This is a genomic window from Terrisphaera buseokensis, from assembly GCF_047521145.2.
Lineage (GTDB): Bacteria > Verrucomicrobiota > Verrucomicrobiia > Opitutales > Opitutaceae > ER46.
Genome location: NZ_CM134186.1, coordinates 953978 through 969714 on the forward strand (window position 1 = coordinate 953978; position 15737 = coordinate 969714).

The window sequence follows — 15737 nt, forward strand, 5'->3', positions numbered from 1 at the left end:
TCAGAACCTGATATCCAGACAGTGACCGGCGCTCGCGCCGGAGTAATCAAGCTCGGGTTGGACGTTCATTCCAGCTCGATTGTAGTGGTCAGACAGATCGACGCGCAGGTTTCGCAGCCGGCGCAGCATCTTAGTCCCGAACAACTGCCAGCGTTCATGCGACGACAACTGGTGCGAGCGGAGGCCGTGTATAGTTGTTATGAGGCCGGACCGTTCGGTTACACGCTACATCGGCAGCTCACGGCTTTGGGCGTGCACAATCTCGTGGTACGCCCCCGCGACTGGAGCACGTATGGTGAGCGAGTAAAGACCGACAGCCGTGACGCCGCAGCGCTCTGTTCATGCTTGGATCGTTATCTAGCGGGCAATCGCGGCGCGCTGGCGGTCGTGCGAGTACCGAGTGAAGCGGAAGAAGCGGCCCGGGCGATTGGCCGACAGCGCCAGAGCTTGGCGCGAGAGCGAGTGCGTCTGATCCTGCAGGGCAAGAGCGCCGCACTGTTGCGCGGCCTGCGCCTGTCGAAAGATTGGTGGGCGCCGAAGGTTCTCCCGACGCTGGCGTTGCCGGACGAGTTGCTCGCACAACTAGTGATCTGGCAGCGCGTGTTGTTATGCATCGATGCCGAGCTACAAGCGTTGACCGTGCGCTTGCAGCAGGCCGCGCCCACGGGTTTGCCACTGGGATTGGGCCCGATGACTTGGGAACTGATCACTCGGGAAGTGGGCGACTGGCACCGTTTCCGCAACCGTCGCCAAGTGGCGAGCTATACCGGTTTGTGTCCAAGCGAACACTCCTCCGGCCAGTCGCGCTTGCAGGGCTCGATCAGCCGGCACGGTAATCCACGGTTGCGTCACTTGTTGATTGAAGCGGCTTGGCGCCTGTTTCAGTTCCAACCGGACTATCACGCGATCGTCAAATGGCACACCGCGCTCACGGCTCTGCGGTTAAGTAGCGCCCGCAAGAAAAAGATCGTCGTCGCGATTGCCCGTCAGCTCGCGGTCGACCTATGGCGACTGGGCACCGGTCGCACCACCGCAGCCGCGCTCGGACTGCAAACCAACTAGACTTTGGAGCGGCGGGCCGCCCGCACTGACCCCTGGGTGTGCTTTGCCACGCCCGTGCTTAAAGATGGGGCGGCCCGTCACTCCTTCGCGCCGACTTGAATCGATCATGATGCGCTGCGCCTATGGCGCACGCGCGGATAGCAGGCTAAGGCCCGGTCGCCGACCGACGCCGTTCGCGAAGGAGCCGCTTCATTCACTCCCATGCTCCCAATCTACAAACCGCCTTGAAGAACGCTTGACCTCGTTTTTCCCATAGCAGGGGTCAGGCTGTTGCGCGTTGCGTCAGGGTTCGGGCACGAGGCGTGCGATGCGGCCCGGATTGTTCAACGCGAGGTAGATCAGTCCGTCTGGCCCGGTGACGACATCGCGCACGCGGCCCATCTCGGCGAACAACACCTCCTGGCTGGTGACGGTATCGCCGTCGGTCTCGATGCGGCGCAGGTGACGCCCGACGAGGCTCGCGACAAGGAGACTGTTCTTCCAGCGTGGAAAACGATCGCCCGCGTAGAACTCGATGGCGGCCGGCGCGATCGACGGCGTCCACCAGGCGAGCGGCGACTCCATGCCGGCCCGTTCGGTGCCTTCGATTACCTCGCGCTGTTGGGGGAGGCCGCGAGAAATCGTCGGCCAGCCGTAGTTGCGGCCGGGCTCGATGCGGTTCAGTTCGTCGCCGCCGCGCGGGCCGTGCTCCGTCGCCCACAGTTTGCCGGTGGCCGGATGGTACTGCAGGCCCTGCACATGCCGGTGGCCGTAGCTCCAGACGGAGGGCAACGCGTCCGCCCGGCCCGCGAAGGGATTGTCGGGCGGGATGCGGCCGTCGTCCATGACGCGGTGAATTTTTCCGAGCGGACTGCGGAGATCCTGCGCATCGAGTGCGCGGCCGCGGTCGCCGATGGTGAAGAACAGCCGCTGCTCGCGGTCGAAGAGGAAGCGGCAGCCGTAGTGACTGAAGTCATTCACCGGATAGAACTCGGGCGCGGCGCGGAAAATATCCTGCTGATCGACCCACGCGCCGTCGCGGATCCGTCCGCGCACCACCACGGTCATCGTGCCGCCGCGCGTGCCGCCGGTTTCGGTGTAAGCGAGATAGAGCCAGCCGTTCCGCGCGTACTCGGGGTGGGCGATCAGATCGAGGTAGCCGCCGTCCTGACGCACGAAGGGTTTCGGCGTGCCGCGAATCGGCTCGGGCTTCACCTCACCCTTTTCGATCACGCGAATCTGTCCGACCCGATCGCTGACCAGCATCCGGCCGTCGGGCAGAAAGACGATGCCCCACGGCGTGTCGAGGGGCGCCGCGACGGTCTCGAGCCGGAAGGTGTGCTTCTGCGTCGTGACGGTCACCGACGCCGGGGGCGTCGCGACGATCGGAATCAGACCGAGCGCATACTGGCGGCCCATGCGCCGCAGGTATGCGACCATGCCGCGCTGCTCGGCTTCGCTGAGCGTGGCGGCAAACGGCGGCATGTTCGCCTGCGGATTGCCGTCGCGGATTGCGCGCAGGATGCTGTCGTCGTCGGAGCCGGTTTTCCACACGTCGTCGAGGAGATTGGGCGCGGGGCCGCCCACGAGGTTGGGACCGTGGCAGCCGACGCAGAATTCCGCGGACAGTTTCGCGGGGTCGCGGGGCTCGGCGGCGCGGAGCAACGATAACGTCGACGCGAGCGCGGCGAGCAGGGCAAGGCGACGCCAGGACCGCCAACAGAGGTGGGAAATGCGCATGGGGTGAAAGACGCCGCGATCCCAGCCGGTTGCCCGGAGTGATTCAAATCCCATTTGCAGACGACGCGACGTCGCGGTGAAAAGGGGCCGACAACCCGGTTGCATTCGGCCCGGCGTTGGCGATCGTCATGCGTCAACGAGTGACTCGCACGCAATGAAGCCCCTTTCCATTCTCGTCGCGGATGACGAAGATAGCATTCGCGCGCTGATCCAGCACTTCCTGGGGAACGCCGGCCATACGGTCACGGTGGTGGGGAATGCGCGGGAAGCGTGCGATGTCATGGCAAAACAGCGCTTCGACCTCGTGATCACGGACGTGCTCATGCCTGAGGGCGACGGCATCGATCTCATCACGGAGCTGAAGAAAGTGCAGCCGGGCGCGCGCATCCTCGCGATGTCGGGCGGCGGCCGCTACCTGGAAGGCAGCGATTATCTGAAGCTCGCGCGCGGCATCGGCGCGCACGGCGCGTTGATGAAGCCCTTTACGTGGGCGCAACTGCAGGCCGCGATGGATCAGGCGCTCGCGAGCCAGCCGGCCTAACGGCCCGCCGCACGGCCGGCTATCGCGAACGTTCTCCTCCCGGGACCGTTACTGCGCGGCCCAGAGAATGCCGTTCTTCAACAGCTGCACGAACGCCGGATGCTTGAAGTCGGCCGGCCCGCCGAGCGACGTGTAGAACGTCCGGCCGCCGCCAGGCCGCGTGTACGTCCACGCGAGCGGCTCCGGCGGCTGCCCCGGAATCGTGCCGGTGATCAACGCGATCGCGCCGGGCCGCAGCGGAGTGTTGCGGTAAAGCGTCGAGTTCGACGTGAACGGCAGCGCCACGCCGCGCAGGATGAGATGTGACGCCGATGCCGGGCCGGTGGCCGTCACGGTCGTGACCGGGCCCGTGCCGTGATGGCCCGCGTAGTTGCCGCCGATCACTTCGTGGTCGAATAGCGGCCAGTCGGCATTGCCCGCGGCAAGCGTCTGACCCTTGCTGAGCGAGAACGCGTGCGACGCCGTGCGGATGCCCACGACGGGTTTGCCCGCCTGGATGTGCCGGCGGATGACTCCGAACTGATCCGCCGGCGGTGTGCGCCGACGCACGCTCACGAGCAGCACATCGGCGTCCGCGATTTCGGCGATGCCGTCGAACGACGTCACGCCGGCCGTGGCCGGGCCCGTGACGGTGACGACGCGGAAGTCCTTTGCCAGGTGCTTCGCGGCAAACTCGGGCAGCGTCGTGCCGGTCTCGTATTCCGGTTCGGCAATCAGCATGACGAGTTTCTTGCGCGTATCGGCGGCGGTGGAAACGACGGCGCTCAACGCGAGCACGAGCGCGGCGAGCAGGGTGGTGCGGGTGATGTTCATGGGGTAAGAAGAGACGTGACCACTGGGTGGCCGCGAGGGAAAGTGCTGATTGGACTGGGCCGGGACTGGGACCGCGACCGCCCCCGGTCGCATTTCTGCCGGGCGACCGAGGGCGGTCGCGGTCCCAGCCCCCAATCGCCGGTCCCACGTCACAGTGTGACGTTACACCGACCAGCCGTCGCGATACTTGTCGCGCGTCAGCCATTTCGAGCTGCCGCCGCCGACGAATTTGTTGCGCGTGGGATTCCACTGTGCGTTCGCACCGTAGCGATACGCGAAGTTCATCAGGTGGCACGCGATGACGGAGCTCGCGCCGATCTCGACGTCGCAGATCGGCCGCTTGCGCGACTGCACGCAGTCGACGAAGTCCTGGAAGTGGCTCTTGCTGTTGTAGAGTTTGATCTTCGCGTCGGCGAGATACTCGCGCTCGGTCAGCGTCACTTCGCGCTCCATGGACGTCGTCTTGTCGACCTCCTTGTCCCAGAACTTGTGCACGGTCTTGCCGTCCAGGATCAGTTCAAACTTGCCGCGGTTCACGTGCACTTCGCCTTCCGTGCCGTAGAACGAGACACCCTTGCCCTTCACGTGCGTGAGCACGGTGCCGTCGGCGTAGACGAGCTGCGCGCCGCGCTTCGCGGTCTGCCAGTTCTGGGGGGCGCGAATCTCGACGGGGCCGTTGCCGTCCATGTTGAGCCCCCACTGCGCGATGTCGATGTGGTGCGCGCCCCAGTCGGTGATCATGCCGCCGCCAAATTCCCACGTTTTCCGCCAGTTCGGGAAGTTGTCGTGGATGCCACGCGGACAGAGGAACGGGCTGTAGCCGACGAGCGGGCCCGGGCCGCACCACATCTTCCAGTCGAGGCCCGGCTCCATTTCTTCGGTCGGTTCCTTGTACGGCGTCGCGGGATCGCCGAACGACACGTGAATCGAATTCACGCGACCGAGCACGCCGTTGCGCACGAGCTCGCACGCGATGCGGAACTCCTTCGACGAACGCTGCTGCGAGCCGGTCTGGAAAACGCGGTTGTGCTTGCGCACCGCCTTCACGAGTTCGACGGCCTCGTGGATGTTATGCGTGAGCGGCTTCTCGCAATAGACGTCCTTGCCGGCCTTGACCGCGGCAATCGCGATGTAGGCGTGCCAGTGATCCGGCGTGGCGATCACCACGGCGTCGATGTCCTTGCGCGCGATCACCTCGCGAAAATCATTATAGGCGTCGCAGGCCTTGTAGCCTTCCCCCGTCTTCTTCGCGTACGTGTCGTCGACGCGTTTCTTCGCCGCCTCGCGCCGCGTGGTGTCGACGTCGCACACCGCGAGCACCTGCACATCATCGCGGCCGATGAACGCACCGAGATGACCCTTCATCTGCTTGCCCATGCCGATGCAGCCGAGCGTGAGTCGTTTGCTCGGCGCGCTGGTCTGCGACCACACGCGGCTCGGCAGGATCAGGGGTGCGGCGGCGAGCAGCGCGGAGTTTTGTAAGAAGCGGCGACGGGTCGAGGGGCGGGGTGACATGGAGGTGGCGGAGGTTGGAAGAGAATTCAGCGGATGAAAAGGCGGGAGAGCAGAAAGACGGACGAAGCGGCGAAAGTTACCGCACGGATGCGTCGGAGCGGGGCACCGGTGCCAGCGTGGCCGGCAGGTGATCAAACTCGAGCCGCACCACGAGCACGGTGTTGGCATATTCGTTCACCGGCAGGCGCGTCAGCCGCAGGAAACGCCCTTGATCGCCATGTTCGCTCGGCACGAGATCCAGCGAACAGGCGACCGGGGCGCCGGTGTTGAGCAGCGTGGCGCGGCGCGGCAACCGCGCGAGCGGCTTGAGTTTCACGGCGTCACCCCGGGGATCGGCAGTGAGCAGCACGTACAGGATATTGCCGCGGCGCGTGAGCAGGAGGTCGCGGTTCACGGTGAGATGCGACGCGGGCACGGTGCCCTCGACCGACTCCCTGATCGCGCGATACCACGCGCCGGTGCGTTGCAGAAATCCGAGCGCCTCCGGTGGCAGCGTGCCGTCGGGGCGCGGCCCCACGTTGAGCAGGTAGTTCGCATCGCGCGCGAGATACCGGGCAAGGCTGCGGAAGAGATGGCGATCGGTGTAGTAATCCTCGTTCGCACGCCAGCCCCAGCTCTCCATCCCGATGGACTGGCAGGCCTCGGTGCGTTTCTCAAACGAGAGCAGCGGCGCGCCTTCCTTTCCGTAGTCGCGCTCGGGCGTGCCGAAGTCGCCTTCGTCGAAACCGCGATCGTTGATCACGGCCTTCGGCTGCAGCTGGCGAATGAGCGCGTTGATGGAACGATCGACGTGCTGGTCGACGTTCATGTCCCACCAGAAACCGTGAATCTCGCCGTAGTTCGTGCAGAGTTCGCGGACCTGCGCTTTCAAAAACTCGAGATACTTCGGCAGGCTGGGATCATCGCCGGGCTGTGGCGGGAGTTCATGATGGCGCCCCTGGTTGGGATAGTTCGGGTGATGCCAGTCCGCGATCGAGTAGTACAGGCAGAGCGGAAACTGCCGGCGGTGACACGCGTCGGCGAGCTGGCGGACAATGTCCCGGCCGTACGGCGTGTTGACCGAGTGATAGGTCGTGTGCTTCGACTCGAACAGGCAGAAACCGTCGTGGTGCTTCGTGGTCAGGCACACATACCGCATGCCCGCGCTTTCCGCGGCATCGAGCCAGGCGTCGGGATTGAACTTCACCGGATTCCAGCGGGCCGCGAGCTTCACGTACTCAGCGCGCGGGATCCGCCGCCGCCACTGATCCTGCTCGTGCCAGCCTTCGATCGCGTAGAGCCCCCAGTGCACGAACAGCCCGAAACGGCTTTCAAACCACCAGTCGCGGCCGTCGCCGAAACGCGGCGCGAGCGGCGGCGGCCGCGGCGGAGAAATCGCGGCGGTGGCCGGAGCGGCGGCGATCGCGCGCGGGAGCAGGGCCGGGACGGCGGCGAGCGAACCTGCGGCGGTGAGAAACGAGCGTCGGTTCATGACGGGGCGATCGGGAGGGAAAGCGGAAGACGGTTCGCGCGGGGCGTCGAGGATGGTGGAGGTTTACGTCAACGCGTCGGGGCGTTCACCGCTCGTGCAGCACGACGATGTCGTGAATCGCAACTGACGGCACCGTCACGCGGATCGCGCCGTTCGCGGCGGTGAACGGCAGCACGCGCGCGCCGGGTTCGAACGTGACGCGCGCGGGCGGCCGGGCCACGCGGAGGCTCAGCGCGAGCGGACCGACCGGCGCGATCGACTCGATGATCGACTGCGTGGCGTGCGGGCCCGAGGTGTTGATCAGGTGCACCATGAGCTGGCCGTGATTCTGCGCTACGACCACGTCGACGTCGTGCGAGCCCGTGACTTCAGCCAGCGGTTGGGCAAACACCTCCCGCGCCACCGCGGCGATGAAGTCGCGCAGGACCGGCGGCCGGTCCTTCGGGTACGTCGTTCCCGCGGTAAACAGGATCGCGGCGATCCGGCCGCGACCGAAGGACGTCACGTACGCCGCCGGGAGTGGGGACGACGGCGGCACGACGGCGGCTTTCGCAGTCGTTGCAGCCTTCGTGGCGCTCGCGGGCGTGACCGGCGTGATCAGGCCGAACGGGCGCAGGCCGGGGGCGGGCGACAGGGCCTGCCAGCGAGCGGCGATGTCCACGGTCGCGCCGTTGTGTTCCAGGCGCAGCGGAACGCTGCCCGAGAGCGGGCCGATGACGCTCGCGTTGAGTTCGCGGGCGAAGAGGCTCGCGGTGCCGGGACCGACGAGGAGCAGGCTGCCGCCGTTCTTCGCGTAGGCGGCGAGTTCGTCGCGAAACGCCGGCGTGAGATAATCGCATTCCGGCACGATGATAAGCGGGTAACGCGCGAGATTGCCGGTCAGATGGTGTTCGCCGACGACGTCGACTGCCTGCTGGCTTTCGAGCAGGGCCTGGAGCACGCCGTTCACGCGCGTGAGATTGCGCGAAAAGAGTCCGGCGTTGCGACGGTAGTGATCCTCCTGCGAGAGCAGCACCGCGATCTGCGGGACGGATTGGGCGTGGTGCGAGAGTGCCTGCCGCGCGCGGCAAAAGGCGGCGACCTCCGCCATCACCGGCATCTGCTCGTCAAAGATCGAGCCGTCGCGCTTCTGCTTGAAGTAGGCTTGAAACCCGCCGCCTTGCGCGAGCACTACGGCAGCTTCGCGCTGCAGCTGCGCCGCGGTCTTCTGCGTTTTCTGTCCCGCCACGGCCTTGTTGGAAAAACTCCAGGCCATCAGGTCCCACGATTTTCCCTGCTGCGCGAGAAAGCGCGCCGACAGCCGCGCGGAGTTGACGCTGTTGTCCGGTGCATAGTCGCCGGAAAGAAAAGCCAGCGGCGCGCTCACGGGCTCGGGCATGTGATCGGTGAACGCCCAGTTGCTGCAGAGCTGGAAATCTGGATACGCGCGGTTCACCGCGGTGACGTAGTCGCGCAGGTAGCGCCGGAAGCTCTCGCGGTGAAACTGGAGAAACTCGAACCAGTGCGGCTCGCCGGCCTTGCGTGGTACGTCCCGGATGCCGGTCGCGGTTTGAAACGCCGCGATCGCGGCCGGACTATAGTCGACGACGGCGGACCAGCATTCGCCGTCCACCCAGGCACCATCGACGCCGTAGACGCCGGCGAGTTCACGCAGCTGCGGAATCAGCAGCTGCTGCGCGTATGGGCCCCAGAAGGACGTCGCCTTGGTGCTCGGCTGACCCGCGGCGTCCACCGCGGCCCAACCCGGCGTCTTGACGGCATGGCTGTCGTAGACCCCGGAGTAGTGCATATACAGACCGACGCCCCGTGCGGCCGTCACGTCGCGCCACACGCGCAATGGATCGCCGACGAAACCGGGCACCGGGTTGCCCACTTTCGTCGGATAACTCGAGAAGCCCGGGTGACCCTTGCAGTCGATCTGGAGATAGTCGGGATGCACGAGGTCGATGATCCGGTTGATCATCGCCGGCGTGGTGTTGCGTCCGACTTCGGTGCAGTCCGGCCCGGCGTGAAAATCGAAATGGATGCCGAGAAAACTGTCGGCGCGCTTCAGCCGCGGCGGCGTATCGGCGGAACGGAGACCGGGCAGCGGCGCGAACGCCAGCAGGGACAGCAGCAGGGCGAGCCGGGAGCGAAACGGTTTCATGAAGGGGAGGGCGGCGGGGACTGCGGCCACGATCGTGGCCCCGTGTCCGGAAGCGTGCCCGTTGGACGGCGCGGTCGCAATCGCGGCCGCGCGTGCGGACGGGAGTATTAACTTCCGTGCGCACCGCAGCCGTCGCGGCGAATAGCTCGTGGCCACGGAGAAAAGCAGGCGGGACGACGGGATGAAAAAACGGGATGGCCGCGCGTGGCGGAGTTTCCCCATGCTGTCATCATGCCCGCCCCGCTTCGCCTGATCTCCCTCGTTTGCGCGTTGCTCCTCTCGCTCGGCTCCACCGGCGCGGTCGAGAGCATCGGCGGCAAGGATCCGGCGCGCGCCGCGCGATCGGTGCACCTGCAGTGGACGGCGCCGGAGAGCGAGGCGTTTTACCTCGAGGCAACGGTCGAGCAGACGACACCCGGCAGCTACTTCATGGCGTGCGGCTGGAGCGGCGGCTACTTCGGCATTCAGGAAGTGCGCGACGGGAAGAAGGTCGCGATTTTCTCGGTGTGGGATCCGACGAAGGGCGACGATCCGAATGCCGTCACGCCCGAGCAGCGCGTCGAACTGCTGCACGAGGGCGCGGGCGTGCGGATCAAACGCTTCGGCGGCGAGGGCACCGGCGGCCAGTGCATGACGGATTTTCCGTGGGTGGTTGGCGGAACGTACCGGTTTTTCGTCCGCGCGGAGCGTCACGGCGAAAAGACCGCGTACTCCGGCTGGATCGTCGATCCCGCGACGAACACGTGGAAGCATCTCGTCACCTTTCGCACGCGGACGGGCGGCAAGCTGTTGCGCGGGCTTTATTCCTTCGTGGAGGATTTTCGCCGCGACGGGCGCAGTCCCGACGACGTGCGCCGCGCGCGTTTTTTCAATGCTTGGATGAAGCCGGCCGGCGGCGAGTGGCAGCAGCTCGCGCAGGCGAAATTCACCGCCTCACGCGCCGCGTGGGAGGCGAGGGACAACATCAACGCCGGTCCCGCGGGCGCGGGCTTTTTTCTCGCGACCGGCGGTGAGACTAAACGCGTGGCTGAACTCACCAGCGCGATGGCGGTCGAAGTCACGCCCGCGGCCGCGCCGCGCGATCTGCCGGCGGCCGCGTTTGCGACCAGCGCCGCTGCGACCGCGCGCTAGGGCAGCGCGGTTCGCGCTGAACGCGAACGGTGAATTATCTTCGTCCCCTTGGCGTGGACGTCAGCGCTTGGCCTCAGGCGGTTCCAACGTGGGCGGACCCTGCAGGTAACCCAGTGACGCGAGAAACCGGTCGGTCTCAATCAAGGTCAGTCGATAGTAAGTGTTGTCGCCGCGCCCGTAGTTGAAGAAACCGTGCTCCTGGCCCGCGTAAAGATGGAGATCGCAGCGCCCGCCGATCTGCTCGATCGCGCGTTTCATCTTTTCGGCGCTCTCGACGGTGATGTTTTTATCGCTTCGGCCCAGAAAGTGGATTGTCGGGGGAAAATGGGGATGGAGGTTGTGCAGCGGTGAAATCGTTTTCCACCGATCGCCCATTGCCGCCTCCACTTTCGCGAATGCGCGGCTGCCCGGACCGCGGTCCATCATGGAATTGAAAAGGATCAGCGCGTTCGGCCGCGTGCTTGTCGTCGTGTCTTCGCCCGGTTCGTCGAGGCCGCTGAGCGTCGTGACGGCAGCGGCGAGAAACCCGCCCGCGGAACCGCCCGCGGCGGCGATGCGCTGGGGATCAAGCCCGAGTTCCGAAGTGTGCGCGCGCACCCAGCGCATCGCGGACATCGCGTCCATCAGGGCTTCCCGCTGTGTCGTCTGGTGTCGCGACCGGATCCGGTACTCGACGGAAATGGCGACCATCCCCCGTTGCGCGAGGTACTGGGCCTGCGCGTAGAAGTTGGACGGAGCGCCGATGTTGAACCCGCCGCCGTGGAAGAAGACGATGCCCGGACGTGGCTGCTCCGGCGCGTGGCCGGGCGGATTGAAGATGCTCAGTTGGAGCGTGACGGTGCCGACCGTTTTGTAGGTGACCTTGCGGTCCGGCTTGATGTGGGCCGCAGCGTCGGCCGCGGCGGCATCGACTTCCTCGCCGGCTCCGGTACGCGGGCCGGTCTGGGCGGAAAGTGGCAGGAAAACGACCTGCGCGAACAGGACGCCGAGAGCGACGCGGTGGCGGAGAGGTTGCATGAGGGGAACGGCGCCGGGCGCTGGCCGGTATGCCGGTGCGATCGTCGATCGATGGGTGGACCCGCGGCAAGCCTCGTCGCCCGGGCGGGCACCAGCGCTGGTGGAACAAGTCCCGCGCTGCCCTTCGGCATCTTTGTTGTCGCCCCACGCGGCGGGGCTTGTTGAGTGACGCGTCTCCCTTTTCCTCCGCCGGCGCGCCCGGGTCCTGCTTTCCTCCCCATGAAAAATTCCCTTCGCTCCCTCGTCACGGCGTTGCTCGCCGTGACCCTCACCGCCGCCGGATTTTCCGCCGCGGCGCCGAAGCCCCTCAAGGTGCTGCTCGTCACCGGTGGCTGCTGTCACGATTACGTGGCCCAGAAGGATATTCTGAAGAAAGGTCTCGAGCAGCGGGCCAACGTGATCGTCGAGCACATGCACACGCCGGACAAGAGCACGAAGCCGCCGCTCGCGTGCCTGACGGATCCGAATTACGCGAAAGGCTACGATCTCGTGATCCACGATGAGTGCGCCGCCGGGATCAACGACGTGGCCATGGTGAAAAACGTCCTGCAGCCGCACCTCGACGGCATTCCGGCCGTGGCGCTGCACTGCGCGATGCACAGTTATCGGGTGGTCACCGATTTCGCCCGGCCGCAGACGCCCGGCTCCGAGGGCGCGATGTGGTTCGATTTCCTCGGCCTGCAATCGACCCGCCACGGACCGCAGGAGCCGATCGCCGTGACGTTCATCGCCGGGGCGAGCCCGATCACCCGCGGCATGACGACGTGGCAGACCGGCAAGGAGGAGCTCTATAACAATATCCAGCCGCCGTCGGTTTTCGCGGGACATCGCGCGCTTGCGACCGGGCGCCAGACGGTCACGAACAAGAAGGACGGCTCCAAGCAGGATGCGGACGCCGTCGTCGTGTGGACGAATGAATTCGGTCCCAAGAAAACGCGCGTGTTCTCGACCTCGCTCGGGCACAACAATTCGACGGTCGAGGATGCGCGCTATCTCGATCTCGTCGCGCGCGGCCTGCTCTGGGCCGCCGGCAAGCTGGGCCAGGACGGCAAGCCCGTCGCCGGCTACGAAGCGCAGGCGCGCTGAGTCGAAGGCAGTTCAACCCACGCGGGCGCACCTCGGTGCGCCTTTTGCTTTTTTGGCGCGGCGTGGGCGCGCGGCGGACTGGACGCGATGTGCCGCCTGAACGTCCGGCCCGCTGGTGAACGAGTTCACCAAGGCGATGATTGCCGGGGCGGTGAGTTTGCGCGCACCGTCGCTGCCTCCCCGATGCGTACCCCTCGTTTCTTCCCGCTTGTACCGGCAGCTCTGGCGTGCCTGCTGCCTTCCAGTATCTGTCCTCTCGCCGCTCAGGCGGTGGCGCCCGTTCCCGCCCCTGCAATCAGCGCGGCTCCTGCGCCGGCCGACGCGGCCACCGTGCAGCTCTCGCCGTTCGAAGTGTCCGGCAATCCCAACGACTCCTACGAGGCCACCAACACCAATTCCCTCACCGGCATCAGCACGCCGCTGAACAAGGCCCCGCTCGACGCGCGCGTGCTCACGCGCACGATGATGGACGAGTTGGGCGGCGGTGACGTGTTCAAGCTGCTCTCGGATTTTGGCGGCCTCGGTGCGATGCTCTTCGGCGGCGGCAGTGAGGACCAGCGTGGCATGCAGGAGGGCGACGCCGCCCAGCCCGGTGCCTACAACGCCCGCGGCTTCTCCATCGGCGAGCCGCGGCGCGATGGTTTTCTCCGCTCGTCCACCGCCGGCTTCAACGGCTTCGACGTCGAGAGCGCCGAGGCCGTCAACGGCTCCAACAACCTCCTCTACGGCTCCGGTGATCCCGGCGGCATCGTCGTCATCAACACGAAGCGCGCCCGCGTCAACCAGCGCTCCGTCACACTCAGCACCAAGTTCGACTCCGAGGGCTCGCACACGTTGACGGGCGATTTCAACGTCGGCACGCGCAAGTTCGCCTTCCGTCTCAACCTCCTCGAGAACGCCGACCGCTATTACCGTCCGATCCTCGGGCTCGATCAAACCGGCGTGCAGGCCGCGGTCACGCTCCGGCCCTGGCGCTGGATCAGCATCTTTGCCGACTACCGCCGCTACGAGCGCGCCGCCATCATCTCGAGTGGCGCGACCATTCGCACGCCCGCCGGTTTCGTCCTCAACAACGGCGTCACGATGGACAACCAGTCGCCCGCCTACATCACCGGCCTGGGCGGTTCCGAGCGTTTGGACAATCTGATCACCCTCCGCAATCAGGACTCGCTCGCCGGAGTCATCCCGCGCCAGCACTGGATCAACAAGGCCAAGGGTGTCACCGTCGATCTCACGCCACACCGCGACCTCGCGTTCCAGCTCCGCTACAGCCACGACGACCGCATCAATCGCGCGCTCTCGCCGCTCAGCACGCAGTTCCTCCATCCCGACCTGCCGACGAATCTCGCAACCGACGCCAACGGCGCGCCGCTCCGCCAGTGGGCCGCGTTCACGTCGCTGGGCGGCTCGCCGTTCTCCACCGGCGCCCACGGCTACAAGATCACCGCCGTCGGCCACCGCGATCTCGGCCGCTGGGGCGACCACCGGCTCAGTGTCTTTTACTCGCGCCTCGATTCGTGGACCGTCAGCCGCACCGCGCGCTTCTATGAAATCAACGCCGACGGCTCGTGGGTTCGCAACGAGGCCAACATCCGCAACGCCGATTCCGGGCGCAACCTGATGCCCGCGATGTGGCGTCCGATCTTCTCCACCGCGATGCCCGGCAACTTGAAGTGGCCGCAGGACATCATTACGCACCCCAACGGCAAACGTTACGCGTGGGACACCTCGGTGGCGCCCGGCACCGTGCCCGCGACGCCCATGAACCCCGAGGGCCTCGGCGGTCCGCTCAACGCCCTCGGCCAGCCCACCAGCACGGCCTTCTCCAACGATGACACGACCGAGAAGGGCTGGGGCACCGGCTTCACGAGTTCGTTCTGGAGAGGCCGCATCGATACGCTTGTCGGCCTCCGTTTCGAAAACGCCGAGACCGTGCGCACGACGACCACTGTCGCCCGCGGCCCGATCGACTATGCGAGCCGCACCTACGGCGTCGTGTTCGACACCCCGCTCCGCGGACTCCGCGGCTACGCCAATCTTTCCCGCAACGCGAAAATCAATTTCGCCACCGACCGCGACGTGTTCAACAACCTCCTTCCGATCGGCAAGGGCGAGACCAAGGAGGGCGGCCTCAAACTCTCGCTCTGGGATCACCGCCTTTCGGGCAACATCACCTACTACCAGACCACGGGTTCAAACTTTGCCGCCTCGCTCGGCGGCATCCGCGATGACGTTGATCCCAACGGCATCAACGGCCGCAACGGTGGCGCCGGCTACGTCTTCAGCCGCACGTCCGACGGCCTGAGCGCGAGCCTCAGCGCCCGTCCCCTCAAGCCGTGGCAAATCACCTTCAGCTGGGCGCAGGCCAACGGCTCCGAACGCAGCGACGTCGTCCTGCCGATCTTCTACAACGACGAGTTCAACACGACGACCGTCGGCGGCCAGCAGGTCGTCGCGATCCGGAATGCGGGTGCCAACTCGCTCACTCCCCTCATGGTCCCCGTGGATCCGACTCAGCCCAACGGCGCCACCATCGCTCTATCGCTGGCGATGATGAAGGATCGCACGAGTCCGTATTTCGCCAACCTCGATCCCGACTCCGGCGCGATCCTTAACTCGCAGGCGCTCGGCCTTCGCACCACCGGCGTCGGCACCACGAAAACCGCGCTCCCGATCAGTGCCCACCAGCTCGGCTTCGTCCCGCCCGTGCCCGAGCTCATCGTGCGCAAGTCCGGCGAGGCCACCTCCGGCTACGCGGAAAATTCGTTCAGCATGATCAACCGTTTTCAGGTGAGCGAGGGCCGCTTCCGTGGCCTCGTGGGCGGCCTCGCCAGCATCTACGCGAGGAGCTTCCGGGGTTACATGTACACCGACGCCGCCGACGCCAATAAGCGGAAACTTTTCTACTACCCCGACAAGCTGCAGAACAACGTCTTCATCGTCTATCGCTTCAAGGGCTTCGCGAAATCGCAGATGACCGTGCAGCTGAACATCGACAACGTCTTCGACCGCCAGCGCGTCCTCGCCCTCCCGCGCAGCACGACCGGCGTGATCCGGTATTTCCAATACCAATACTCACCGCGGAAGACGGCCCTTACGACCAACGTGATGTTCTGATCTCGGCCCACGGGGTCAGGTCCGGATTCCGGACAAGTCTTACCCGGCGGTGCACACAGCGCGTCTCATTGACGCGACGTCCGCTCTTGCGAAAGCTGCAAGTTCCGGATTCCGGACGT

General features: G+C 65.9%; 11 protein-coding genes. 5 read left to right on the forward strand and 6 right to left on the reverse strand.

Translation table 11 applies throughout. The features are described from left to right. Window positions 1-21 precede the first annotated feature (21 nt). Window positions 22-1062, forward strand: coding sequence for an IS110 family RNA-guided transposase (locus ACLJEU_RS03500; RefSeq protein WP_457795276.1), 1041 nt, complete (start codon window positions 22-24; stop codon window positions 1060-1062). A gap of 282 nt (window positions 1063-1344) precedes the next feature. Here the strand turns inward: ACLJEU_RS03500 and ACLJEU_RS03505 are convergent, their stop codons facing one another. Beyond that, window positions 1345-2781 (reverse strand): PQQ-dependent sugar dehydrogenase, encoded by a 1437-nt coding sequence (locus ACLJEU_RS03505; protein ID WP_414660957.1) that lies wholly within the window; start codon window positions 2779-2781, stop codon window positions 1345-1347. 154 nt (window positions 2782-2935) lie between these two features. Here ACLJEU_RS03505 and ACLJEU_RS03510 point away from each other — a divergent pair, with 154 nt between their 5' ends. After that, a complete protein-coding gene (locus ACLJEU_RS03510) occupies window positions 2936-3322 on the forward strand; it encodes a response regulator (RefSeq protein WP_414660956.1) in 387 nt (128 codons plus the stop codon). 48 nt (window positions 3323-3370) lie between these two features. Here ACLJEU_RS03510 and ACLJEU_RS03515 read toward each other — a convergent pair whose 3' ends face one another. The 4 genes from ACLJEU_RS03515 to ACLJEU_RS03530 form a co-directional block, all read right to left on the reverse strand. Then, complete coding sequence (locus ACLJEU_RS03515; RefSeq protein WP_414660955.1) at window positions 3371-4135, reverse strand: ThuA domain-containing protein; 765 nt, start codon at window positions 4133-4135, stop codon at window positions 3371-3373. 162 nt (window positions 4136-4297) lie between these two features. Next, window positions 4298-5650 (reverse strand): Gfo/Idh/MocA family oxidoreductase, encoded by a 1353-nt coding sequence (locus ACLJEU_RS03520; protein WP_414660954.1) that lies wholly within the window; start codon window positions 5648-5650, stop codon window positions 4298-4300. Window positions 5651-5726: 76 nt separating this feature from the next. Continuing rightward, the gene (locus tag ACLJEU_RS03525) at window positions 5727-7121 is read right to left on the reverse strand and encodes an alpha-L-fucosidase (RefSeq protein ID WP_414660953.1); all 1395 of its coding nucleotides are present in this window, start codon (window positions 7119-7121) and stop codon (window positions 5727-5729) included. Between the two features lie 85 nt (window positions 7122-7206). Then, window positions 7207-9267, reverse strand: a complete 2061-nt coding sequence (locus ACLJEU_RS03530; protein WP_414660952.1) for a beta-galactosidase trimerization domain-containing protein — start codon at window positions 9265-9267, stop codon at window positions 7207-7209. A 231-nt stretch (window positions 9268-9498) separates the two neighbouring features. Between ACLJEU_RS03530 and ACLJEU_RS03535 the strand changes: the two genes are divergently transcribed. Continuing rightward, complete coding sequence (locus tag ACLJEU_RS03535) at window positions 9499-10398, forward strand: DUF3472 domain-containing protein (RefSeq protein ID WP_414660951.1); 900 nt, start codon at window positions 9499-9501, stop codon at window positions 10396-10398. 60 nt (window positions 10399-10458) lie between these two features. Here the strand turns inward: ACLJEU_RS03535 and ACLJEU_RS03540 are convergent, their stop codons facing one another. Then, window positions 10459-11415, reverse strand: a complete 957-nt coding sequence (locus tag ACLJEU_RS03540; RefSeq protein WP_414660950.1) for an alpha/beta hydrolase — start codon at window positions 11413-11415, stop codon at window positions 10459-10461. Window positions 11416-11634: 219 nt separating this feature from the next. On the opposite strand from ACLJEU_RS03540, the gene ACLJEU_RS03545 reads away from it, so the two are divergent. Both ACLJEU_RS03545 and ACLJEU_RS03550 read left to right on the forward strand, forming a co-directional pair. Then, window positions 11635-12501: a ThuA domain-containing protein gene (locus ACLJEU_RS03545; RefSeq protein ID WP_414660949.1), complete on the forward strand. Its 867-nt coding sequence runs from the start codon at window positions 11635-11637 to the stop codon at window positions 12499-12501. 183 nt (window positions 12502-12684) lie between these two features. Beyond that, window positions 12685-15618: a hypothetical protein gene (locus ACLJEU_RS03550; RefSeq protein ID WP_414660948.1), complete on the forward strand. Its 2934-nt coding sequence runs from the start codon at window positions 12685-12687 to the stop codon at window positions 15616-15618. The last annotated feature ends 119 nt before the right edge of the window (window positions 15619-15737 follow it).

Coding starts and splice junctions, on each gene's coding strand:
- ACLJEU_RS03505 (WP_414660957.1), bottom strand. CDS start 2,781: ATGCGCATTTCCCACCTCTGTTGGCGGTCCTGGCGTCGCCTTGCCCTG.
- ACLJEU_RS03510 (WP_414660956.1), top strand. CDS start 2,936: ATGAAGCCCCTTTCCATTCTCGTCGCGGATGACGAAGATAGCATTCGC.
- ACLJEU_RS03515 (WP_414660955.1), bottom strand. CDS start 4,135: ATGAACATCACCCGCACCACCCTGCTCGCCGCGCTCGTGCTCGCGTTG.
- ACLJEU_RS03520 (WP_414660954.1), bottom strand. CDS start 5,650: ATGTCACCCCGCCCCTCGACCCGTCGCCGCTTCTTACAAAACTCCGCG.
- ACLJEU_RS03525 (WP_414660953.1), bottom strand. CDS start 7,121: ATGAACCGACGCTCGTTTCTCACCGCCGCAGGTTCGCTCGCCGCCGTC.
- ACLJEU_RS03530 (WP_414660952.1), bottom strand. CDS start 9,267: ATGAAACCGTTTCGCTCCCGGCTCGCCCTGCTGCTGTCCCTGCTGGCG.
- ACLJEU_RS03535 (WP_414660951.1), top strand. CDS start 9,499: ATGCCCGCCCCGCTTCGCCTGATCTCCCTCGTTTGCGCGTTGCTCCTC.
- ACLJEU_RS03540 (WP_414660950.1), bottom strand. CDS start 11,415: ATGCAACCTCTCCGCCACCGCGTCGCTCTCGGCGTCCTGTTCGCGCAG.
- ACLJEU_RS03545 (WP_414660949.1), top strand. CDS start 11,635: ATGAAAAATTCCCTTCGCTCCCTCGTCACGGCGTTGCTCGCCGTGACC.
- ACLJEU_RS03550 (WP_414660948.1), top strand. CDS start 12,685: ATGCGTACCCCTCGTTTCTTCCCGCTTGTACCGGCAGCTCTGGCGTGC.